Source organism: Planococcus sp. TJ-201, from assembly GCF_058268495.1.
Map to the genome: position 1 here is coordinate 158,965 of NZ_JBZDOG010000003.1, position 21,626 is coordinate 180,590.

The 21,626-nt window shown below is 44.7% G+C and carries 22 protein-coding genes, 2 pseudogenes and 1 riboswitch; of the genes and pseudogenes, 21 read left to right on the forward strand and 3 right to left on the reverse strand.

Features of this window, described 5'->3' with window-relative positions:
* The first annotated feature begins 53 nt into the window (after positions 1-53).
* Positions 54-1,094, forward strand: a complete 1,041-nt coding sequence (locus AC4EG4_RS09135; RefSeq protein ID WP_490976894.1) for an NAD(P)-dependent alcohol dehydrogenase — start codon at positions 54-56, stop codon at positions 1,092-1,094.
* Between the two features lie 140 nt (positions 1,095-1,234).
* On the opposite strand, the gene AC4EG4_RS09140 is transcribed toward AC4EG4_RS09135, so the two are convergent.
* The 3 genes from AC4EG4_RS09140 to AC4EG4_RS09150 all read right to left on the reverse strand — a co-directional run bounded on the left by AC4EG4_RS09140 (position 1,235) and on the right by AC4EG4_RS09150 (position 4,715).
* The gene (locus AC4EG4_RS09140) at positions 1,235-2,059 is read right to left on the reverse strand and encodes an SDR family oxidoreductase (protein WP_490987601.1); all 825 of its coding nucleotides are present in this window, start codon (positions 2,057-2,059) and stop codon (positions 1,235-1,237) included.
* Positions 2,060-2,290: 231 nt separating this feature from the next.
* Entirely contained in the window at positions 2,291-3,661 is a 1,371-nt protein-coding gene (locus AC4EG4_RS09145; RefSeq protein ID WP_490976896.1) for a murein hydrolase activator EnvC family protein, read from the reverse strand.
* Positions 3,662-4,250: 589 nt separating this feature from the next.
* Entirely contained in the window at positions 4,251-4,715 is a 465-nt protein-coding gene (locus tag AC4EG4_RS09150; RefSeq protein WP_490976898.1) for a universal stress protein, read from the reverse strand.
* Positions 4,716-4,940: 225 nt separating this feature from the next.
* On the opposite strand from AC4EG4_RS09150, the gene AC4EG4_RS09155 reads away from it, so the two are divergent.
* The 20 genes and pseudogenes from AC4EG4_RS09155 to pabB all read left to right on the forward strand — a co-directional run bounded on the left by AC4EG4_RS09155 (position 4,941) and on the right by pabB (position 21,565).
* Positions 4,941-5,603 (forward strand): Crp/Fnr family transcriptional regulator, encoded by a 663-nt coding sequence (locus AC4EG4_RS09155; RefSeq protein ID WP_490977903.1) that lies wholly within the window; start codon positions 4,941-4,943, stop codon positions 5,601-5,603.
* A 301-nt stretch (positions 5,604-5,904) separates the two neighbouring features.
* Entirely contained in the window at positions 5,905-6,378 is a 474-nt protein-coding gene (locus AC4EG4_RS09160; protein ID WP_490987602.1) for a cytochrome c oxidase subunit II, read from the forward strand.
* A complete protein-coding gene (locus AC4EG4_RS09165; protein WP_490976900.1) occupies positions 6,375-8,027 on the forward strand; it encodes a b(o/a)3-type cytochrome-c oxidase subunit 1 in 1,653 nt (550 codons plus the stop codon). The genes AC4EG4_RS09160 and AC4EG4_RS09165 overlap by 4 nt, the downstream gene beginning before the upstream one ends.
* A gap of 373 nt (positions 8,028-8,400) precedes the next feature.
* Positions 8,401-8,958 carry a methyltransferase family protein gene (locus AC4EG4_RS09170; protein ID WP_490976901.1) on the forward strand — a complete coding sequence of 186 codons (558 nt, stop codon included), beginning with the start codon at positions 8,401-8,403 and terminating at the stop codon, positions 8,956-8,958.
* Between the two features lie 155 nt (positions 8,959-9,113).
* The gene (locus AC4EG4_RS09175) at positions 9,114-9,533 is read left to right on the forward strand and encodes an organic hydroperoxide resistance protein (RefSeq protein WP_490987603.1); all 420 of its coding nucleotides are present in this window, start codon (positions 9,114-9,116) and stop codon (positions 9,531-9,533) included.
* Positions 9,534-9,556: 23 nt separating this feature from the next.
* On the forward strand, positions 9,557-9,994 hold the full coding sequence (locus tag AC4EG4_RS09180) for a MarR family winged helix-turn-helix transcriptional regulator (RefSeq protein WP_490976903.1): 438 nt from the start codon (positions 9,557-9,559) through the stop codon (positions 9,992-9,994).
* Between the two features lie 39 nt (positions 9,995-10,033).
* Positions 10,034-10,510: a glutathione peroxidase gene (locus tag AC4EG4_RS09185; protein WP_490976904.1), complete on the forward strand. Its 477-nt coding sequence runs from the start codon at positions 10,034-10,036 to the stop codon at positions 10,508-10,510.
* A 157-nt stretch (positions 10,511-10,667) separates the two neighbouring features.
* The gene (locus tag AC4EG4_RS09190) at positions 10,668-10,853 is read left to right on the forward strand and encodes a DUF3934 family protein (protein ID WP_308787423.1); all 186 of its coding nucleotides are present in this window, start codon (positions 10,668-10,670) and stop codon (positions 10,851-10,853) included.
* Positions 10,854-10,987: 134 nt separating this feature from the next.
* Complete coding sequence (locus tag AC4EG4_RS09195) at positions 10,988-11,764, forward strand: PAS domain S-box protein (protein ID WP_490976905.1); 777 nt, start codon at positions 10,988-10,990, stop codon at positions 11,762-11,764.
* Between the two features lie 105 nt (positions 11,765-11,869).
* A riboswitch (cobalamin riboswitch) is annotated at positions 11,870-12,046 on the forward strand.
* 152 nt (positions 12,047-12,198) lie between these two features.
* Positions 12,199-12,684: an acyl-CoA thioesterase gene (locus AC4EG4_RS09200; RefSeq protein ID WP_490987604.1), complete on the forward strand. Its 486-nt coding sequence runs from the start codon at positions 12,199-12,201 to the stop codon at positions 12,682-12,684.
* A 1-nt stretch (position 12,685) separates the two neighbouring features.
* Positions 12,686-14,050, forward strand: a pseudogene (locus AC4EG4_RS09205) (ribonucleotide reductase barrel domain-containing protein); the annotation flags it as partial.
* Between the two features lie 123 nt (positions 14,051-14,173).
* Entirely contained in the window at positions 14,174-14,929 is a 756-nt protein-coding gene (locus tag AC4EG4_RS09210; protein WP_490987605.1) for a hypothetical protein, read from the forward strand.
* 166 nt (positions 14,930-15,095) lie between these two features.
* Positions 15,096-16,025: pseudogene (locus tag AC4EG4_RS09215) on the forward strand (ribonucleotide reductase barrel domain-containing protein); the annotation flags it as partial.
* A gap of 12 nt (positions 16,026-16,037) precedes the next feature.
* Positions 16,038-17,084, forward strand: a complete 1,047-nt coding sequence (locus tag AC4EG4_RS09220; RefSeq protein WP_490987606.1) for a ribonucleotide-diphosphate reductase subunit beta — start codon at positions 16,038-16,040, stop codon at positions 17,082-17,084.
* Positions 17,065-17,553: a flavodoxin domain-containing protein gene (locus tag AC4EG4_RS09225; RefSeq protein ID WP_490976909.1), complete on the forward strand. Its 489-nt coding sequence runs from the start codon at positions 17,065-17,067 to the stop codon at positions 17,551-17,553. The genes AC4EG4_RS09220 and AC4EG4_RS09225 overlap by 20 nt, the downstream gene beginning before the upstream one ends.
* A gap of 32 nt (positions 17,554-17,585) precedes the next feature.
* The gene (locus AC4EG4_RS09230) at positions 17,586-17,777 is read left to right on the forward strand and encodes a hypothetical protein (RefSeq protein WP_490987607.1); all 192 of its coding nucleotides are present in this window, start codon (positions 17,586-17,588) and stop codon (positions 17,775-17,777) included.
* Positions 17,778-18,283: 506 nt separating this feature from the next.
* On the forward strand, positions 18,284-18,688 hold the full coding sequence (locus AC4EG4_RS09235) for a DUF1259 domain-containing protein (RefSeq protein ID WP_490976911.1): 405 nt from the start codon (positions 18,284-18,286) through the stop codon (positions 18,686-18,688).
* Between the two features lie 27 nt (positions 18,689-18,715).
* The gene (locus tag AC4EG4_RS09240) at positions 18,716-19,063 is read left to right on the forward strand and encodes a GNAT family N-acetyltransferase (protein WP_490976912.1); all 348 of its coding nucleotides are present in this window, start codon (positions 18,716-18,718) and stop codon (positions 19,061-19,063) included.
* A 137-nt stretch (positions 19,064-19,200) separates the two neighbouring features.
* Complete coding sequence (locus AC4EG4_RS09245) at positions 19,201-19,824, forward strand: anthranilate synthase component II (RefSeq protein WP_490987608.1); 624 nt, start codon at positions 19,201-19,203, stop codon at positions 19,822-19,824.
* Entirely contained in the window at positions 19,799-21,565 is a 1,767-nt protein-coding gene (gene pabB, locus AC4EG4_RS09250) for an aminodeoxychorismate synthase component I (protein ID WP_490976914.1), read from the forward strand. Before AC4EG4_RS09245 ends, pabB begins: the two co-directional genes overlap by 26 nt.
* Positions 21,566-21,626 lie beyond the last annotated feature (61 nt).

Here is a 21,626-nt window from a genome sequence, read left to right on the forward strand (position 1 = left end):
TTGCTAATAGTCAATGCGTGCAGATTCTCTAAAAATATACAGGAGGTTTTTTAATGATTACAGTTAAATCACGAGCGGTCAACGGTCCGGATACACCTTTCGAAAAAACGGAAATTAAGCGACGCGACCTGGATACGCAAGACGTCCTGATTGAAATCAAATATTCAGGGATCTGCCATTCAGACATTCACACTGCACACGGTGAATGGGGACCTGTAAATTATCCTCTAGTGCCTGGCCATGAAATTGCAGGAATTGTTACAGAAGTTGGATCAGAGGTTACTAAATACAAAGTTGGAGATCGTGTAGGCGTAGGCTGTATGGTTGATTCCTGCGGCGAGTGCGAGAATTGTGAAAAAGGCGAAGAACAGTATTGCCTGAAAGGGAATGTTCCGACCTATGCCGGCATCGACAAATACGGCGAACCAACTCAAGGCGGTTATTCCACTCACATCGTCGTAACAGAAGGCTTTGTGGTTCGAATTCCAGATAATATCGGACTGGATGCCGCGGCGCCATTGCTTTGTGCGGGTATTACGACATTTTCACCGCTGAACCATTGGAATGCGGGTCCAGGCAAAAAAGTAGCAGTTGTGGGCATGGGCGGTCTTGGGCACATGGCTGTTAAAATTGCACATGCTATGGGCGCTGAAGTTACCGTCTTGTCACAAACCTTGAACAAGAAAGACGACAGCTTGAAATTCGGTGCAAAAGACCACTATGCGACCAGCGATTCTGAAACATTCGAAAAACTTGCCGGCACTTTTGATTTGATCATTAATACGGTCAGCGCCAAGCTCGACATGGACTCGTACTTCTCATTGCTGTCATTGAATGGATCTCTCGTAAATGTGGGTGCGCCTGCAGAGCCGTTATCCGTAAATGTATTTTCTCTCATTGGCCACCGCCGTTCGTTTGCGGGTTCAATGATCGGGGGAATTCGTGAAACTCAGGAAATGTTGGACTTCTGTTCAGAACACAACATTGTTCCGAGCATCGAAGTCATTTCAGCGGATCAAATTGACGAAGCTTACGATCGCGTATTAGCTTCAGATGTGAAATACCGATTTGTTATTGACGTCAGTACAATCTAAGCAGGACCTATTGGATTTGAACAGTATGCTTAAGAGAAATTACAAAAATTAAAAAGGGAAAGAAGATGCTAATCTTAGCACATCTTCTTTCCCTTTTTGTGTTGTATTCTGCATGTCCTGTTCGGACTCAGCTGCTTCTATTAATCTTCGGTTGTTTCTTTCCAGCTGTCGTCCATGACCATCTTGCCCGGCCATGTATAAGCGGTAATGCCGCCATCTACTACGATATCTTGTCCTGTCAGGTAGGAGCTGTCGGTAGAAACCAGAAACAAGACAGTAGTCGCAATTTCTTTAGGAGCTCCAAGGCGTCCTAGAGGTGCCAGCCACTTGTTTGTTTCTCTGAACTGTTTGCCGCTTTCTTCTTCTTTTGATCCGGCTAAATGGTCGATCAGCGGTGTTTCAATAGTACCCGGAGAAACCGAGTTGGCGCGGATTCCAGATCTTCCGTACTCAATTGCAAGAGATTTGGTGAAATTGATGATGCCGCCTTTTGCCGCATTGTAACCCGAGCGGTTTAAGTCAGCAAAACTTCCAGACATGGAAGCGTTATTGACAATGGCTCCACCACTTTCTAGCATGAGGGGAACAAAATACTTGCTCATGAGAAACGTACCGCGCAAATCGGTTTCGATAATTTCGTCAAACAAGTCAACGGGGTATTCGTGTACTTTTCCGCCTTCTTGATCGATTCCGGCATTGTTAAATAAAGCGTAGATCGCTCCGTATTCTTCTTTTACTTGGTTGGCGAATGCTTGGACTTCCTCTTCTTTCCCAACATTTACTTGAAAGCCTTTTGCATTTCCACCGTTTTTCTTTATTTGGTCGATTGTTGCGTTTAGCTCTTTCTGCTTAATATCCGCAACCAGTACAATTGCGCCTTCTGCTGCAAATAGTTCAGCAGTAGCTTTCCCGATTCCAGTTGCTCCACCTGTAATAACAGTAATTTTGTCTTGTAGTCTACCCATTTGTTTTCCTCCTCTAATAGTAGTGATTATCCACTTTGGAATATGGTTGAACTTTTTATTTGTGCGTCCTTTTCTAACTACCACTTACAGGTTCTGGTAAACCGCTTTTTAAAATGTAATCGCTTTATCCATTTTCTTTTTTTGTTTTGCAGCATTTTTTAGCTGATAGCAGTCAAACCTCGCCAAAGCGAAAAAAAACCGGCTTCTCCTAAGAGAAACCGGTTTTTGCTATTATCGTACGTATGGAGAAGGGTTAACGGCGTTTGAACGTGCACCGTTCCAAGGCCCTACGTGAATTTCAAAGTGAAGATGCGTGCCGGTTGAACGGCCTGTGTTGCCCATTCCGCCGACTTGTTGACCCTGTGATACAGATTGGCCAACTGATACGTTGATCGAATTCATATGTGCGTAAACAGTCGCATGTGTTTGGCCGTTAATAGAATGTGTAAGGATGACCACATTTCCATATCCGCCCATGCTGCCTGCGTGTGAAACCATCCCGCTGGCTGCAGCGACAATTGGTGTTCCAGGCGAGTTTGCAATGTCCATTCCAAGATGCGATTCTGCTCCGTCACCAATGTCACGGCCGCCAAAACCAGAAGTGAACCGTCCCGTTGAAGGCAAGATGAATGTTGAACTGCCGACATTGGAAGCTACTGAAGCTTGTGTAACTTGTGTGACAGGAGCAGCTGGTGCTGAAGCTTGTGAAGCTTTTGAAGCGGCCGCTGCTGCTGCAGAGGCTGCCGCTTGACGCTCAGCTTCTGCCTTACGTGCTGCTGCTTCTCTGGCTAGACGTGCTTCTTCTGCTTTACGTGCGATTTCTGCAAGACGTGCTTGCTCTTCGCCAATTTTTTTCTCAAGGTCTGCACTGATGTTCATTGTTTTGTTATGTTCTGATTCAAGTGTTGATTTTTCTTTCGCTAAACGCGATTGTTCAGCTTTTAAGTCACTTTCGAGTTGAGCTTGTTCATTTTTTTGTGCATCAAGTGAATTTTTCAAATCGACTAATTCTGCTTTTTTGGCTTCTTGTTCAGCCAGTTTCGTTTCAACTTCAGCTTTTTGTTCAGCTAAAAGCTTTTTGTCAGCTGCTTGCTCGCGCATAATTTCACGGTCTGCTTCGATTAAGATGTTGACTGCTGAAAAGCGGTCAATGAAATCAACGAAGCTGTTTGCTCCAAGAAGTACATCTATGTAGTCAACTGAGCCTCCGCTTAACTGAATCGCACGTGCTCGTTCTTTCAACAGTTCTTCGCGTTCTGCGATTTTTCTTTCCAATTCTTCAATAGACTTTTTCAACTCATCGATTTCAACTTTTGTTTGGTCGATTTCGGCTTGAGCAACGTCAATTTTAGTTTGGGTTTCGATGATTTGGTTATCCAACTCGCGGATTTTTGCGATGATTTTTTCGAGTGTGGTTTGGTTTTGAGAGATTTCGCTTGTTTTTTGCTGAATCCCGGAGTTTAATTCGTTTTGCTTTTGTTGAACTTCTTGTTTTTGTTTCTCTAAATCGCTTAATTTGTCAGCGTTTGCGCTAGGCAAAAACATTGTTAAAGCCAGTACAGCTGATAAAGCAATCATTAGAAATTTTGATAATGGTTTCAAACTCTTTTGCCCCTTTCATTTTCCGTGGCTATCTATAGGTTGTCTTGAAAAGTTAGATCAATAGTAACGATTTTTCCTAGTGGTTTTATCGCAATAGGAAAAATCCAGCAGAATTATTGTACCACCGTATAAACCTATTTATTATTACAGTTTCTTATCAATTTGACTGCGAACATGACAAAGAGTCAGATAACTGTATAAGTCGTGGAAGAAAACTGTACCAGTATCTGACAAAAAAAGATCAAAAAAAAAGCCCATTCCCAATATTTATGGGATGAGCTCTTCAGCTTGTTGAAAAGGCATCACAAATTCATTTCGCTTCAGTCGGACGCGTTCCACGGGCACGGCTTCTGCCGCTTCCCTCGCTCTGCTCAGTCCAGTGGCTCCAGCTCGTGTCGCTCTGCTCCGCCGCTGTTCCCGTAGGAGTCGCTGCCTTCCGCTGCATTCAAAAAGTGAGTCTTTACTAAGTGGCTTGGACGCGAGCCCGCGGAAAGCGAACGGTAAGCTTCGGAAACCCACGGACTTGTTAGAAGTTTCCCGACAGCTTGAAGAGCCCATTCCCAATATTTATGAGAATGGGCTTTTTCAATTAGTCGTCTGCTAATACGTCGGCTTGTTCTCTTCGTACAACCAGTACATCGCATTTAGCAGTGCGAACAATTCGCTCGGAAACACTGCCCATAATAAATCGTTCAGCAGCATTCAATCCAGTCGCCCCGCACACGATAACGTCAACATTTAGTTTAGGAGCCAATTCTTTTGGAATGGCAATTTTGGGAACACCATATTCAATGATGATATTTACATTTTCTACGCCGGCTGCCAAGGCTTCTTCTTTATACTTGGTCAACAGCTCTGTGGATGTCTTTTTTGTGCGGTCAGCAATGGTACGATCATAGGCTTCAATGGAACCAAAGGACCGATTATCAATTATGTGTGCCAAGTGCAAGGTGGCGTGGTTGCGAGCAGCAGCAGCAGCTGCTTTTTTAAATGCCAATTCAGATTCTTTGGAGCCGTCTACTGCTACTAAAATATTTGAGTATTTTAAAGTCATCCAGCATTCCTCCTCAGTCGTTATAGTAAGGAAATTCGCTGCCGAGCTATGGAGTTCCTTCTAATATTTACACAATCTTTTGGAAACTGGTGTCAGTATGGTGAAATTTACATATTATTGCAGAGCTTTCGTGGTAAAATAGAAGAAAGAAATAGTTCGGAAAGCACAGGGAAGGGTGGGACCGATTTGAAGGCTGATATAGGAAGTGCAGAAGCATTAACAGTAATGGAAGAATTGCTCACCATACGCCATCAAGTCAAGGAATTAAAAAAAGATCATTATTTATTCCGCGAAGGTGATGCTATTGGCGGTGTTTTCATCATTCGTTCGGGGAAGATTCGGATCGAAAAAGTAACGCCAAACGGCAGGGAGCTGACGTTAAAGATTTGTGGTCCCGGCCAGTTGGTTGGGGAAGTAACCATTTTTTCCGAAGCGCCTAAGTACATGCTGGATGCACGCGCCATCGAAGATACGATCTTTGTCCATATTTCGATCAAGGATTTAGAAGAGTCGCTGGTGTCAAACGGTCGCTTGTCGGTGGCTTTTATGAAATGGATGGGCATCGATCAGCAGAAAACGCAGACGAAATTCAGGGATTTGTTGCTGCATGGGAAAAAAGGGGCCTTGTATTCAACCTTGATCCGGCTTTCCAACAGCTACGGGGTCCAAACTGAAAAGGGAATTTTGATTGATATGGTGCTGACAAATCAGGATCTCGCAAACTTTTGCGGAATGACGAGAGAAGTGGTCAATCGGATGCTGAATGATTTGAAAAAGCGTGGCTTATTGACTGTGAATGAAGGAAAAATACTACTGCACGATATTGATCATTTAAAGATAGAAACAAATTGTGAAAACTGTCCGATCTATTTATGTAAAATCGATTAAGCGAAGAGTTTGCCGATGAGGCAGGCTCTTTTTTTTGTCTGAAATTTGTCAATTTGTCAAAAATACAACCGGAGTGTGAGAAATGTCACAGTGGAAAATGATTGGATAGCATAGGCTGAAGGTAAGAATGATTCGCATAAGAGGTGAGAAAGAATGAGTCAGGAAAACCGGGAGCCGGAACCTAATCTAAAAGGTACGTTAGTCAGTGTGTTTATAGTAGGGCTGGTCATTGTCGTAATGTGGGTTGCTGTTTATTTACTGTATGTAGCGCGTTAAGACAGAGAGAAAGGAATGGATTGGAATGCATCTTCATAAATATGAAAAAATCTGGCTGGTATTTGGCATTGCTTCACTGATTGTTTTTTTAAGCGTGGTCGGGGTAAGCGCATTTTCTCAAGACCATACTCCTGCGGGAGGGATGGATACCGTCGATCCCAAGAAAGTGAACGAAACTGCCCCCTTCGACAATCCAGGCGTCACGCAATTGGACGACGGCACCTATCAAGTCGCCATTGTCGCCATGGCTTTTGGCTACACGGCTCCGGAATTAAAAGTGCCAGTTGGGAAAGAAATTGTTTTTAAAGTGACCAGCACCGATGTGGTCCACAGTTTCACGATCGACAATACAAAAGTCAATATGATGGTTGTTCCAGGCCGTATTACGACAAAATCTTATACATTTGAAAAACCCGGGACGTATTTAATTCTTTGCAATGAATACTGCGGAACGGGACATCACATGATGTATACAGAGATCGAGGTGTACGAAGAATGATTGCTGTGCAAGATCGAAAAATCGCTTTATGGAATATTGGCGTCGCTTATGCTGCCTTTTTAATCGGTACCTTATGTGGACTGCTTCAAGTTTTTATCCGCAATGACGCCCTGCAGCTGCCGGCTTGGCTGGATTACTATCAAATTTTAACGGCACATGGCGTGCTGCTTGCACTTATTTTTACGACATTTTTCATTTTTGGCTTTTTTATTACCGGCATGAGCAAAAGCTTAGGAAGCTTTGGGCCGAAAGTTCGTTTATTTTCCTGGATTGGCTTTTGGGTAACCTTGCTCGGCACTGTGATGGCGACTGTTATGATCATTGCAGGAGAAGCTTCGGTCCTGTACACCTTTTATGCACCACTAAAAGCAAGTGGCTTTTATTACGTAGGACTTGCATTGGTGATCATTGGAACATGGATTAGCAGTTTTGCATTGGTTGGGCATTACCGCGTATGGCGAAAAAACAACAAAGGGCAATTAAGTCCGTTGTTCGCGTTTATGACCATCACGACCATCATCATGTGGATTATTGCCTGCCTGGGCGTAGTGGCGACAGTCGTGTTCCAATACATTCCATGGGCATTCGGTTGGACCGATACCATTGATGTAGAGCTCAGCCGTACCTTGTTCTGGTTTTTCGGACATCCTTTAGTGTATTTTTGGCTGCTGCCAGCGTATATGGCGTGGTACGTGATTGTGCCGAAAATCCTTGGCGTAAAAGTGTTCAGTGATTCGTTGGCACGTTTGTCTTTTGTTCTTTTTATCCTGTTTTCCATTCCAGTTGGCTTCCATCACCAGCTGACGGAACCCGGAATTTCAAACTTCTGGAAGTTCCTTCAAGTGGTCTTGACGTTTATGGTCATTGTTCCTTCTTTGATGACGGCGTTTTCGATGTTCGCGACCTTTGAAATTGCCGGGCGCAAAAACGGTGGGAAAGGACTTTTCGGCTGGTTTACAACGCTGCCTTGGAAAGACATCCGTTTTACATCCATTTTCATTGCCATGGCGTTTTTTATTCCAGGCGGAGCAGGCGGTATTATCAATGCCAGTTTCCAGTTGAACGAAGTCGTCCACAATACTTTATGGATCGTCGGACATTTTCATATCACGGTGGGAACGCCAGTGGCCATGACGTTTATGGGGCTGACGTTTTGGCTGATTCCTTATTTGACAGGAAGAAAGTTTACCAAGTCCATGAAAGTGCTTGGACTCGTCCAAATCATTACTTGGTCGATCGGGATGCTGTTAATGTCCACAGCACAGCATGTATTAGGCCTTCTCGGAGCGCCGCGGAGAACCGCTTATTCCGGCTACAACAATCACCCTTCCGCAATGGAATGGTTTGATGGCATCCTGACCAATCATGTAACGATGGCCGTCGGCGGAAGCATCCTCTTCGTTTCGGCCATGATTCTCATTTATATCGTTGTCATGACAATGTTCCTGTCGCCTAAAGCAGTTGAAGAGAAGGATTTCGTAGATTTTCCAATGGCGGAAAGCGACATGTCCCGCACACCGAAATGGCTGGAAAACTGGTGGATCTGGATCGGCCTTGCCGTTCTGCTTATTCTGATTGCTTATGCAATACCTTTAAGTCATATGATTCAACACGCACCACCAGGCTCAGAAGGATTTAAAACTTGGTAGGAGTTGAGGAATAATGTTCACGATGGTCATTTCATTGACGGTTGTCTTTATCGCATTTACAGCGATGCTGGTCGAAATATCTTCTGCGGAAGATTGAGCAGGAGCTATAAGCGCTGATTTATCAGAGCGATTGAGGAAATTGAAATAAAACCTTATGACAGAGCGCATTGCCGACTTGGCAATGCGCTCATAACTGTCTTTAGACCCCCAAACTGTAGAGTTTACGGTCGTTCAACGAAATTTAAAGTCGTCCAGCCAAAATTCCTCCAAAAAACTCATGCCTTCGAAGACGATGGCAAGGGATGGAAATTGTATTCCTTCAGAATGTCCGATAATATTGAAAGTAAAAGAACAGGAAGTTGGGGCTTACGCGATGACGATAATCGAAATAATTTTTACAGCGATCAGCTTGTTTTGGGTCAGCGAATTCCTGATTTTCCGCAATCGCGGCATTGGGCAAGGCGATCCGTTAGAAAAGCGTACATTTTTTTCGATTTTAGCTGCTTTGATCGGTACGATCCTTGCCGCAGCATTTCTGCAGGAACTAGCGCCATTTGGAAGCATTGCAATGATTAGTCAGCTAGTGGGAGTGGCTTTGCTAGCATCAGGTGTTTTTCTGCGATTCTGGGGAATTTTGCATTTGAAGTCCCAATTCACACGTTACGTCACAGTTCGAGAAGGGGATGAAATTGTCAGCACCGGCCCTTACCGGAAGCTGCGCCACCCCCTTTATACAGGTTTGCTGTTCATTACGCTTGGAATGGCGTTGTTTTTCACCAGTCCCATTGCCGCGGTTCTCGGCAGCCTTGCGATGGTATGGGCTTTGCTGCAGCGCATCAATTACGAGGAGCGGCTGCTGATTGAGAAGTTTGGACCGGATTACCAGCAATGGATGAAAGAACGGGCCCGGTTGATCCCATTCATCTATTAATAGGAACTAGTTAAAAGAATAAGCATGGCGCGACCAAAAGCTTTTATTTGCCAGTGCGGCTAATAAAAGCTTTTTTGTGAGCAATATTATTTACATCGCACACGATATAAATTAATATAGATCGTGTAAGATATAAATGGATGGAGGAATATAAAATGAAAACACTATTTGAAACAACAATGATTAATACAGGCGGAAGAGACGGGGCCGTTTATTCACCGGACAATATTTTCTATTTGGATGTCGCCAAACCACCGGCTCTTGGCGGTTCGGCCACAACAGCTACGAATCCTGAACAGCTTTTTGCAGCAGGCTACAGCGCGTGCTTTAACAGCGCATTGGAATTGGTGCTGGAAGCTGGTAAAGTGGAAATAGAGAAAAGTGAAGTCACAGCAACTGTTGCATTGATCGGCGATAAAGATAATGGCGGGGTGAAGCTAGCGGTGAAACTTGTTGTCGACATTACTGGCATTGAGGAAGAGCTAAAACACGAATACGTAGAAAAAGCACATCAATATTGCCCGTATTCAAAAGCGATCAAAGGGTCAGTGGATGTGGAAATCAGCGTTCTATAATCTGTAGTATAGGTGAGATGCAAATGGAAAAACCGACAAAACTTGAACAGCAATTATGCTTTGAAGTCTACAAAGCTTCCAGCAATTTTTCAAAAATGTATGCAAAAGCGCTCGAACCGTTCAACCTGACATTTTCGCAGTACCTCGTCCTTCTGGTTCTATGGGAGGAAGACAGGCTGCTAATGAAAAACATCGGTGAACGGCTCGGCCTTGGCACAGGGACCTTGAACCCCATCATCAACCGTATGATCGAACAAGGCCGGCTGACCAAGCAGCAATCCGAAAAGGATAAGCGGGCGTTTGTCATTTCACTGACTGAAAAAGCTCATGGCGAACAAGTAGAAGTTGAGAAAGCTGTTTTAGAAAAATTGATCAGCTGCGATTTTATGGGCGTCAATGCGATTGAATTGATGAAAAACCTGAAAGAACTGAATGCATCTTTTAAGACCATGAATCTGTAACAGCGCCGATTTTTGAGCAAAAATAAGGAGTGATGCCGGATGAATATTTATGATATTGCTGTAACCAAGCCAAACGGAGAAGATTATCAGTTGAGCGAGTATAAGGGAAAAGCGATGCTGATTGTCAACACGGCAACTAAATGCGGCTTGCGGGATCAATTTGACAGTCTGGAAAAAATGTACGAAGACTATAAAGACCAAGGGTTAGTTGTTTTGGGCTTCCCATCCAACCAATTTGGCCAGGAAAAAGCCACCGGGGAAGAAGCGGAGGAAGCTTGCCGGACCACTTATGGTGTGACGTTCCCAATGCATGACTTGATTAAGGTCAATGGCAAAGACGCACACCCGCTTTTCAACTATTTGACTGACAACACAAAAGGATTTTTATCAAGCGGCATCAAATGGAACTTCACGAAGTTTCTGATCGATCAAAATGGCAATATTGTTTCGCGATTTTCTCCAAAGGATAAACCTGAATCGTTTGAAAAGGATATTCAAAAAGTCTTGGCTGAGTAAGAACTGCCTGCCTATTTTATTCGGAAAGAGCTGTGAAAGGCTCGATTGGCAATGATATGAATGGGGATTTCCGGCATGCCGGCAGAACATTTCTGTATCACTCCAGCCCCTGATGTGATAAGCTGTACATCAGCGTAGCAGTAATGGAGTGATTAAAATGAGCAAAGCAAAAGCAAAAAGCGGTACAGGTCAGGGAACCGGCAAAAAAGGCTGGACTCGCTGGAAAGCAGGCGCCAACAAAGCCAAAAGTTTTAAGCCTTATACCAGCAAAAACAATAAAAAAGCCGACGAACCTAAAACAGAAAAAGAGCGAGCTTCTGAATCTGAATGGGTCGATGAATAAATAGAGAATTTGGTTGTCCAAAGGGGCAACTTTTTTTTATTCGATTTTAAGAGATGGGTAGATCCTGAAAGTTTTTCCACAAAAGTGTAAAATGGAAGAAGAGCCCGTTTTGAAGACGGAAGGAGTGAAAGAGAATGAAGAGTGTATCAGATCCGTTATTGAACATTCCGGAAAAAGAAGAATTGTATCAGCGCATCGCTGAATATTCGAATGAAACAACCATCATTCATTCTAAGCAAAAGGTCTTATACATAAATCAATCAGGCGCTGAGTTTTTAAAAGCCAGCCAAGCTGAACTTGTCGGGGCGAGTGTAGTAGACGTTTTTACGGAAGATTATAAAGAAATGATTGCTGAGCGAATCCGCAAAGGCATGGAGGACCGAACCATCGGAGAACTGATGGATACGACCGTTAAACGCTTTGACGGGACAATAGCAGAAGTTGAATTGTACTGCTACCCGGTTGAATATGGTGACACGACGGCTATCCAATCGATTATACGGGACGTTACCGTTCAGAAAAAAACCGAGCGCGAATTGCTGCAATTGAAAAATGAAGTTTCGACGCCGATTGTTCCGATTATCGATGGCCTGGCTGTTATGCCGCTTGTCGGTTCAGTCGATGGCGACCGAAGCACCCGACTGCTCGACCTCATTCCGCAGAAAATTCAAGGGCATGAACTGAACTACCTTATTGTTGATGTTTCGGGCATTTACAATATCGACAATGTAGTAGCAGAGTTTCTCTATAAAATAGACCAGATCATGCGCTTATTGGGCATTGGGTTGATTTTTACCGGAATTCGTCCGGAACTGGCAATGAAAGCTGTGGAAGCTCGTGTAGATTTCAGCAAATTGACGACAATGGGTACAGTCAAGCAAGCACTGAAAAAACACTTAACCGCAAATTAATAAATTCCTGTTCAGTTTTGAAAACCGCTTGTCAAATTGACGAAAGTGATTTATAGTTTAGAAATACAATATTTAGTGTTCATTATCGAATAAAAAACTATATATAGTAGATCCGATAACGAAGGTGCCTGAAAAGGCTTAATAGGGAATCCGGTAAATTCCGGAGCTGTTCCCGCAACTGTAAGTGCTGACGAGCCATCACAATCCACTGTCCAATGGACGGGAAGGAGATGGCAAGGAAGACGCACGAGCCAGGAGACCTGCCTTCGTTATAGTTTATGATCTTCTCCGGGAGTTGAGAGGGATAACGAAGGTATTTTGCATGGAACAGCTTGTTTTTCGCTGGTTTCATTCGATATTCTACGTTTTCAAACCCATCCTCCCCGAGAGGATGGGTTTTTCTTTTTGTAATAGAGATGGAGGATTGAAGGCAAATGACAGAACCGTTAGCTGCAGGCGTGGCAAGAACCATTCAAACAAGATTGGTGTTGCCGCCTGACACCAACCATATGGGTACTATTTTCGGCGGTACCGTGTTGGCATACATAGATGAAATTGCCGCCATTACAGCGATGAGGCACAGCGGCAAAGCTGTCGTGACGGCTTCAATCGACACCGTGAATTTCCTGTCTTCGGCGAAAGTGGGAGATGTCCTTATTTTAGAAGGTGTTGTTATATCTACCGGAAGAACATCGATGGAAGTATACGTGAAAGCCGAATGCCAGCAAATTGAAAAAGGCACTAAAAGTTTGACGACAACGGCCATTCTGACAATGGTAGCGGTGGACAGCAATGGCAAGCCGACTCCCGTAACTGGGGTGATTCCAGAAACGGCAGCTGAAGAACAACTATTCAACAGCGCACAAGAGAGAAAACAACGCCGCATGCAAGTGAACGAATACGCAAAGGAGCTGAGCTGATATGAACACAAAAGTTGAAACAGCAGAAATACATGCAGTAGAACGAGCTCTTCAACGGGCAACAGAAGTATACGGACTGGATACGAAGGAGCTGCTGGAACGTACAGCGAAATTGGCTGGACAGGCAAAAGGCGAGCAATCCCTGCTTTATGCGCTGAACCGAATTACGATGGACGAACCCGACTGGACGTACACCGCAGCAGAATTATACGCCAGCGACTTGTATGAAAAAGCCGGAAGCAGCCGGAATTATCCCGCTTCCCGAAAATACGGCGATTTCTACGGGCTTGTTGATGAGCTTTCACGCGTCGGCATTTATTCAGGAGAACTCTTGTCGGTTTACTCGAAAGAGGAAATCACCGAACTTGGCAAGGAAATCGAACCGGAGCGTGATTTGCTGTTCAACTACATCGGCTTGTTTTTATTGGCTGACCGTTATTTGGCGAAAGATTACGAAGGGCGGTTGTTTGAACTTCCGCAAGAGCGTTTTCTTGTCATTGCGATGACTTTGATGCAAAACGAGCGGAAAGAACAACGCCTGGAGCTGGTGAAAGAAGCATACTGGGCGATGAGCCATTTGTATATGACGGTCGCCACACCGACATTGTCGAACGCAGGCAAAAGCTTTGGACAATTGTCTTCTTGCTTTATCGACACCGTCGATGATTCACTGGACGGGATTTATTTGAACAACTGGGACATTGCACGCCTCAGCAAAGACGGCGGCGGCATTGGGATTTATTACGGCAAAGTACGGGCACTGGGCTCGGATATTAAAAAATTCAAAGGCAATTCCTCCGGCGTCGTGCCGTGGATCCGCCTGGTCAACGATACGGCCGTCAGCGTCGATCAACTGGGCCAGCGCCAGGGTGCCGTAGCGATTTACTTGGATGTCTTCCATAAAGACATCATGAACGGATTCCTGGATTTGAAAACCAACAACGGCGACGAACGCCGCAAAGCGCATGATATTTTCACCGGTGTGTCGATTCCAGATTTGTTTATGGAGCGATTGCAGGAAAAAGACGAAAACGGCCGGAGCATTGGCGAATGGCATACGTTCTGTCCGCATCAGGTCAAGCAAGTGATGGGTTGGAAAGACGAAGAGGGCAATGCGCTCGGACTTGAGGACTTTTATGACGAAACCGATAAAAAGTACTTCCGTGATAAATACCAAGAAGCGGTAGAGCATCCATTATTGCCGCGCAAAACGTACCGTGCCATGGAAATCATGGCGCGCATCATGGTTTCCCAGCTGGAGACCGGTACGCCGTATATGTTCTACCGAGATGAAGTGAACCGCCAAAACCCGAACAAGCACACGAGAGGCAGAGGGTTGACGTCGATCTACTGCAGTAATTTGTGTTAATTCTTAGCACCTTCAGTCAGTAATGGCTGCCGAAAACCCATCTAAACGGGGAAACACTTTTAATTGAAGTCAATCCCGTGCTAAATCTCTTTAACAGTTAGCGGTTAGGATTATCGCAGAATGAGGAATTATCCTTATGAGGTGATAGCAATGACAAAACCATTCGGATTTGTATACGAAACCACTAATAGCTTAAACAATAAGAAATACATTGGAAAATGTATTTATGGTCGAAAGAATAACTGGGAAACCTATCTAGGCTCAGGTCTTTATTTAAAAAGGACAATAAAGAAATACGGTGCTGAGAACTTCATCCGAACTATATTGGACGAAGCAGATTCGGCGGAAGAACTGAATGAACTAGAAGAGCGGTACATCTTAGAACGAAATGCAGTTGAATCAGCTGATTATTACAATATCAAGCATACTTCCATTGGCGGAGACATCTTCACCAACTACCCTAATAAAGAAACCATAAGGCTTCATAGGGTTCGGCAAATGTCAGGTAAAGGCAACCATCAACATGGGAAGCTAAAGACCGCAAGGATGCTTGAGTCAGTAAAAAAGGCTAATTCAAAAGCTGTAATCATTGACGGTGTTCAGTATCTATCCTGTTCAGAAGCTGCGCGTATTTTAGGAATCAAAGTGACCACTCTTCATAATCGCTTAAACTCCGACCTTTATCCCAATTGTAAAAGACTTGTTGAAAAGAAGGTTCGAACACATGGAAAGACAACAGGACATCCTTGCTTCGTAGCTGGTGTGCGTTATGAAAGTATACCTAAAGCAGCAAAAGCAGATGGAATTCCAACTTCCACAATGCGACATCGCATTCGTTCCGATAAGTTCCCTGACCATTATATTGTTAAAGAGTAAATGCCGAACGACTATCGAAAGCACGCATTACGCGGAAGTGAGTAGAGTAGGGCCAAGCGGTCCGAAACGGTGGGCACCCTTATCAAAAGGGTGATGATATAGTCTACTCTGCATGGCGACATGCAGCTGCATCTAGAATGCGAATTGAGTTTAGCGAACTCAATTGAATAGAAGGACAGAAATTATGCAAAATATGTCGGCCACTACCATCATGAAAGAATATACCGACGAAGATGGCAACCTTGTCATGATTCGCAAGCCAGGCGATTTCGTGGTCTGCAACTTGTCTTCGATCAATTTGCCGAGAGCAGTCAAAGCGGACGTTTTGGAACGGGTCATACCGATCCAGGTGCGTATGCTGGATAACGTTATTGATTTGAATACCATTTCGGTCGGACAGGCCGAAGCAACGAATAAAAAATACCGCGCCATTGGGTTAGGGACGTTTGGATGGCACCATCTGTTGGCGCTTGAAGGCATCTATTGGGAAAGCGAAAAGGCTGTGGAGTTTGCAGATACGCTGTATGAGGAAATTGCTTATCAGACGATCCGGGCTTCGATGCAGCTGGCCGAAGAAAAAGGCGCGTTCAGCAAGTTTGCGGGTTCAGAATGGCAGACGGGCGAATACTTTGAACGCCGCAGCTACAGCGGTGAACGCTGGGAGCAATTGCAGCAGGAAGTGGCATCAACGGGTGTCCGCAATGGCTGGATGATGGCGGTCGCACCAAACTCATCGACTGCCAAAATCGGCGGCTCGACGGACGGCATCGATCCTTTATATGCGGTAGAGTACGCAGAAGAGAAAAAGAACTTTAAGTTCAAAGTGACAGCGCCTGATTTGGACCACAACACCTACGATTATTACCGTCGTGCAAGACATGTACTGGACCAGAAATGGAGTATCCGCCAAAATGCAGCGCGTCAACGGCATATTGATCAGTCGATCAGCTTTAACTTTTATGTGCCGCATACCATCAAAGCGAAAGAATTGCTGGAGCTTCATTTGGAAGCATGGAAGCAAAACCTGAAAACCACTTACTATGTCCGCAGCACATCACAGGCGGAAATTGAAGAATGCGAAGCATGCCAAAGCTAAAGGAGGATCTTTATGACCATACATGAACCGTTGACGAAGATTAAATTATTGAACCCGGAGCATCCGAACAAATCGACCGGCGTTTTGAACGGCCAATCGTCAGGATTGCTGAACTGGAACGATATTGCGTATCCGCAGATGTACGATTTGTATCAAGCGCTGTTGGCCAACTTCTGGAAAGCCCAGGAAATCAATATGCAGGACGACATCAAGCAATGGGACAGCTTGAGCGATGTGGAGAAGGATATCTTTTTGCGCATCAACACGCAGCTGGCATCACTTGACAGCCTGCAGACCCCGACAATGAGCCAAGCGATGGACTATGTTACCGACTCGAGCTTTAAAGCCATTTTCGCGGTTATTTCCCAGCAGGAAGCCGTCCACACGGAGTCGTATTCCTATATCTTGAGTTCGCTGGTGTCAGTGAGCGAGCAGAACGCGCGCTTCAATCAGGCGAAAAGCGATCCGGTTGTCCAAAAACGCAACGAGTTGATTTTGGATGCTTACGAGGAGTTTCGCCAAAATCCGACGCCGCAGAATTTGTTCAAACTGAGCGTCAATTCGATTAACTTGGAAGGCATTTATTTTTATGCCGGCTTTGCTTTTTTCTACCATTTGGCGCGCCAGCAGAAAATGCTGAAAACCAGCACAATGATCAGCTATATCCAGCGCGATGAAATGCAGCACGCTTATTTTATTGCCCAATTTATTCGCATCATGCTGACAGAAAATCCGGAATTGAACACAGAAGAAAACATTCAATACATTTACACAACGATCGACCGGGCCGTAGCGCTTGAGAAAGAATGGGCGCATTACATCCTGGCTGATATTGATGGGCTGGACCTAGAGGAGTTTGCAGGCTACGTAGAATACTTAGCCAACAAACGCCTGCGGCAGCTTGGCTTAGACAATCTTTACGAAGAACGCAGCAATCCAATGCCATGGATTCAAGTATTTGGCGATGACATGATGAACGAGACGAAATCCGACTTTTTCGAGCAGAAATCACGGACGTATACCAAAGTGTCCCAGTCGAATGGCTTTGACGAACTGTAATCCAAAGTTGGCAATCGTCTATACTTCTGTTACTGGAAATACAGAGCAATTGGCGGAGATGATCCAAGCGGCTGCGCTGAACCAGGGATTCTACACCAGTCTGTACCGGGTGGAAGAGTTCTCCCTGTCCGAGTTGTCCAGCTGGGATGCGCTGCTGATTGGCACTTATACATGGGGAAGCGGTGAAATTCCGGAAGAAATGCAAAGCCTCTACGAAGCTATCGAAGCCGCGGACCCGAAACAGCTTCAGACAGCTGTTTTTGGTACGGGCGATAGCTTTTTCGCTGAATTCTGCGGTGCAGTCGACCGTTTCCGGGACATGTTGTATGTGAAGACACAATTGATAGCGACCCTAAAAGTGGAATTGATGCCGCAGACCGGTGACAGCATACGCTGCGAAAAATTGGTAAAGCTGATCAAGCCACCAACTAGGCAAAGGTTTTCCTCTCAAAACAACGGGTATGGATAACTATATAAATGACGTTTTGAGGAGTGGTGCAAATGGTACAGGGAAAATGGCTAAAGCTTGGTGCAGCGGGTTTTTTATCAATTGGAATGCTGGCAGCATGTGGCAACGAAGAACCGACGGAAGAAGATAATAATGACATGGAAATGCAGAACGAAGATGATTCGGATATGGATGATTCGGATTCAGAAGACGATGAAGAACAAGGCGAGTCTGAAGAAGATTGATTGTTTTTTCTTTCTAAAAATGAGTATAAGTAAAAAAAAAATCGCCGTTAGGCGTTTTTTTATTTCTGCGCAAAAGTGTTTTATTCGAGTAAATGGGTATATAAAAGAAAAAGAGTAGAAGCAAAAGATGAATCGCTCCTGCCGGCTGGAAAACCAGCGAGAATTTTTCAGGGATGGTTTTGGATGTTCATAAAAAGTCGGTGTGGAAGACAGATACCCCGTGGCGTTTGTGAACAGTTCAGTTCGAAAGTTTTGCACCTCTTTCGAGAAACAGCAGGTTAGAAGGAACAAAAACTACTGGTATTTTCCTTGCTGTCTAAGTTGCTGTTGGTTACAAATTCAAAAAAATCAGATGATGCAAAATAATGTGGCTGGATGTGACAGACATTAGCGCTGTAGGCAACGCCGAAAAGAGTCTTCCGATTCTTTTCGGCATTTTTATGCAATAAACCCCTGTTTTTAACAATGATATTCAATTTCTGGAAAAAACAGAAAGGATGAGCGGGATGGCATATTTAGAACAATTGGCTGAACAAGTGGGCATGTTGATGAATGCGGAAGTAGAAGTAGAAGGTGAAGGATGCATGGTTAAAAGAAAAAGGACCATCAACATTTCTTCCTATAATAAAAGCTTTTCTTGCACATTAGATCATGATATTTCCTTCAAAAACCTTAAGGACAATGGGCAGGCATTTAATCAGGCAGAGATTTTTTTATTGCCAGGAGAGCTCGCTTCTTTTATTAATGCGCTTCATCAGCATCCCATTCCTTTGCCGACCAGCTATCAGCACCGAATGGATATCAATCCGGATATCATTTGTGTGTATTTGTCCTCAGAAGAGCCGCCTGAAGATTTTGCCGTAAGGCTGTCAGCTGCATTCGATGCCATTGAGCAAAGCTCTCTTGTTTAAGCACCTGCTGAAAGAAAGGAGATCTACATGTTAACCAGATACAAACGGCCAAATGAAAAAATCGCTATGGGCCTGCTGTCATTCATGCCGAAAGAGCGGAACGTCAAACAGCTAAAAAAAACCATGGAATTGTATAATGAACATGCTGATTGGCAGCTTTTCCTCTGGAAATCGGGCGATAGTTATGTAGGGGCCGTCGGCATTCATATAGAAGATGATGAACGTTTTACAGTTCAGCATATTACGGTGATTCCTTCATTTCGGGGAGAGGGAATCGGCCACATGATGTTGGCGCGAGCTGAGAAGCTGATGGCTGGAAGAAGAGCGTTGCCGACTGAAGAAACAAAGGCTTTCATGTTAAAGTGCAAAGTTTAAAAAGTTAAATCAAGCCAGTTGCCTGAAAAACAGCAACTGGCTTTTTGCTGCGGAGAAATTTCCATCTTGGCCTCTTGAGAGCGTATAATAGAGGCATCTATCAGACTTAACTAAAGCGAAGTGAAGAGGTGTTCCTCATGATTATAATCATTGATAACCAGGATTCATTTACATACAATCTTGTTCATTATTTTGAGCAGCTTGATGATGCAGTGCGTGTTTTTCAGAACAACGAGCTTACCGCCAAACAACTAAAAAACTTCTCCCCTGATCTGATTGTGCTTTCTCCGGGTCCAGGGCGGCCAGCTGCCGAGGGAGTGAGCCAGGAAGTGCTAAAACAGTTGAGCGGCCAGGTTCCCATACTCGGCGTGTGCCTGGGACACCAAACCATCATCGAGTATTTTGGAGGACGAATCGTTAAAGGAAGCCAGCCGATGCATGGCAAAGTTTCTATGATAACACATGATGGTAATGGGTTATTTAAGGGGATTCCTACGCCCTCAGCTGTAACCCGTTACCATTCCTTAGTGGCAGAAGAACCCTTGCCTGAGTGCCTGATGGTGACGGCCCGCTCAGAAGATGGTGCAATCATGGCCGTTCGTCATCAAACGCTGCCAGTTGAAGGAATTCAGTTTCATCCTGAATCGATTTTGACGGCACAAGGATTTACTATGTTAAAAAATAGCTACCAATTGGCCAAGCAGTGGCAAGAAAGTAGAAAGGGAGGTGTCAGTTGTGTCGAACCCTCACCTACTGTATGAGTTTCGGAATGAAAGCGGAGAAATTGAGCCATTGCTTTTCACCGAACCGCTACAAGTTTTTGAAACACACATTCTTGAAGAGGTACCTGCAATTTTGAAAAAAGTAGAAGCTGCCACTGACCAAGGGTTTTACGCAGCGGGCTATGTTTCCTACGAAGCTGCTCCGGCTTTTCATCCGGAAATGCAAGTGCAGCCTGCAGGTGAAATGCCGCTTGTGTGGTTTGGAATTTTCAACAAACCTCAAAAAGGTTTTTGCGATTTCACAGAGCAGGCCTACCAAGTTTCAGGGTGGAATATGACAAGCTCTGTCGAACGTTATAAACAAGGAGTGCGGAAAATCAAGCAGGCAATCGAAGAAGGAGATACTTATCAAGTAAATTACACAGAACGCCTTGTTTCAGAATTTGCCGGGAGTGACATGGGATTTTACCGGCAATTGGCGAGAAACCAACAAGCCGATTACGGTGCATACCTGAATCTTGGCAGGTTCCGCGTGCTATCAGCATCTCCTGAGTTGTTTTTTAAAGTCGAACAAGGCAAACTGACAGCCAAGCCGATGAAAGGAACAGCGCCGAGAGGACGTACAAGCTTAGAAGATCAACGGCAAATCGCCGCACTTTTGAATTCTGAAAAAGAGCGTGCTGAAAACCTCATGATTGTGGACTTGCTTCGGAACGACATGAGCCGATTGGCCAAGCCTGGGACTGTCCGAGCGGAACCGCTGTTTACCGTGGAAACCTATCCTACAGTTCACCAACTGACATCAACAGTCAGCGCCGAATTGGACCAAACAAAGACGATCCTAAACTGGTTTGAAGCCTTGTTTCCATGTGGATCGATTACGGGAGCTCCGAAAATCAGCACCATGAAATACATAGCCGCGTTGGAACAAACACCCAGGGAAGTATACTGTGGGGCCATTGGTTTTATCACGCCTGAAAAAAATGCGGTCTTCAATGTACCGATTCGGACGGTTGTCATTGACCACAAAGAAGGTACAGCGCGCTATGGTGTAGGCGGCGGCATCACTTGGGATTCTACTTCCGAAGGAGAGTACCGTGAATTGCAGACGAAAGCCGAAGTATTGACAGCGAAAAGGCCGCTGTTCAGCCTGTTGGAGTCTTTAAAGCTGGAGAACGGGAACTATCCGCTGCTGCCGTATCACCTGGCACGCCTTCAAGATTCTGCCGACTATTTTCATTTCCCGGGAAATATTCAAGGAGCAAAAAAAGCTTTAATAGAGCTTGCGCAAGAACATCCGAAAGGCATCTACAAAGTCCGCTTGTTGCTGGATCGAAAGGGCCAAGTAGAAGTGCAGGCTCAACAAACGGCTCCCATCGCAGCTCCGGTAACATGTGCGTTGGCATGTTCAGCCGTAAACAGCAAAGATCCATTTCTCTTTCACAAAACAACTCATCGTGCCGTATACGACAAGGCAGCGAGCGATCTTCCGACAGAGCTGTTTTCAGTATTGTTGTGGAATGAAAAGCAGCAGCTGACGGAATTCACTATCGGCAATCTGGTGCTTGAAAAAGACGGGAAGTTTTTCACACCGCCCATTTCTTGCGGCTTGCTGGCAGGAACATTTAGACAGAGTTTACTGGATGAACAAATCATCGAAGAAAAGGTCATCTATAAAGAAGAACTTCAAGACTATGATGCTGTTTGGCTAATCAATGGGGTCAGGGGATGGCTTGCTGTGGAACTAGTAAATGAAGAAGCTGTTCCTTTTGCCAAATAAACCATCTGTATATCGAAATCAAGAATCCTTCTTTCCAGACATATGCTTTGTCTGCTCTTCT

Bases quoted from the DNA above. Each gene is read 5' to 3' on its own strand.
- AC4EG4_RS09150 (WP_490976898.1), bottom strand. From the start codon at position 4,715: ATGACTTTAAAATACTCAAATATTTTAGTAGCAGTAGACGGCTCCAAA.
- AC4EG4_RS09240 (WP_490976912.1), top strand. From the start codon at position 18,716: ATGTTAACCAGATACAAACGGCCAAATGAAAAAATCGCTATGGGCCTG.
- AC4EG4_RS09175 (WP_490987603.1), top strand. From the start codon at position 9,114: ATGAAAACACTATTTGAAACAACAATGATTAATACAGGCGGAAGAGAC.
- AC4EG4_RS09165 (WP_490976900.1), top strand. From the start codon at position 6,375: ATGATTGCTGTGCAAGATCGAAAAATCGCTTTATGGAATATTGGCGTC.
- AC4EG4_RS09160 (WP_490987602.1), top strand. From the start codon at position 5,905: ATGCATCTTCATAAATATGAAAAAATCTGGCTGGTATTTGGCATTGCT.
- AC4EG4_RS09180 (WP_490976903.1), top strand. From the start codon at position 9,557: ATGGAAAAACCGACAAAACTTGAACAGCAATTATGCTTTGAAGTCTAC.
- AC4EG4_RS09220 (WP_490987606.1), top strand. From the start codon at position 16,038: ATGACCATACATGAACCGTTGACGAAGATTAAATTATTGAACCCGGAG.
- AC4EG4_RS09185 (WP_490976904.1), top strand. From the start codon at position 10,034: ATGAATATTTATGATATTGCTGTAACCAAGCCAAACGGAGAAGATTAT.
- AC4EG4_RS09200 (WP_490987604.1), top strand. From the start codon at position 12,199: ATGACAGAACCGTTAGCTGCAGGCGTGGCAAGAACCATTCAAACAAGA.
- AC4EG4_RS09210 (WP_490987605.1), top strand. From the start codon at position 14,174: ATGAGGAATTATCCTTATGAGGTGATAGCAATGACAAAACCATTCGGA.
- AC4EG4_RS09235 (WP_490976911.1), top strand. From the start codon at position 18,284: ATGGCATATTTAGAACAATTGGCTGAACAAGTGGGCATGTTGATGAAT.
- AC4EG4_RS09195 (WP_490976905.1), top strand. From the start codon at position 10,988: ATGAAGAGTGTATCAGATCCGTTATTGAACATTCCGGAAAAAGAAGAA.
- AC4EG4_RS09245 (WP_490987608.1), top strand. From the start codon at position 19,201: ATGATTATAATCATTGATAACCAGGATTCATTTACATACAATCTTGTT.
- AC4EG4_RS09225 (WP_490976909.1), top strand. From the start codon at position 17,065: ATGGCTTTGACGAACTGTAATCCAAAGTTGGCAATCGTCTATACTTCT.
- AC4EG4_RS09230 (WP_490987607.1), top strand. From the start codon at position 17,586: ATGGTACAGGGAAAATGGCTAAAGCTTGGTGCAGCGGGTTTTTTATCA.
- AC4EG4_RS09190 (WP_308787423.1), top strand. From the start codon at position 10,668: ATGAGCAAAGCAAAAGCAAAAAGCGGTACAGGTCAGGGAACCGGCAAA.
- AC4EG4_RS09140 (WP_490987601.1), bottom strand. From the start codon at position 2,059: ATGGGTAGACTACAAGACAAAATTACTGTTATTACAGGTGGAGCAACT.
- AC4EG4_RS09135 (WP_490976894.1), top strand. From the start codon at position 54: ATGATTACAGTTAAATCACGAGCGGTCAACGGTCCGGATACACCTTTC.
- AC4EG4_RS09155 (WP_490977903.1), top strand. From the start codon at position 4,941: ATGGAAGAATTGCTCACCATACGCCATCAAGTCAAGGAATTAAAAAAA.
- AC4EG4_RS09170 (WP_490976901.1), top strand. From the start codon at position 8,401: ATGACGATAATCGAAATAATTTTTACAGCGATCAGCTTGTTTTGGGTC.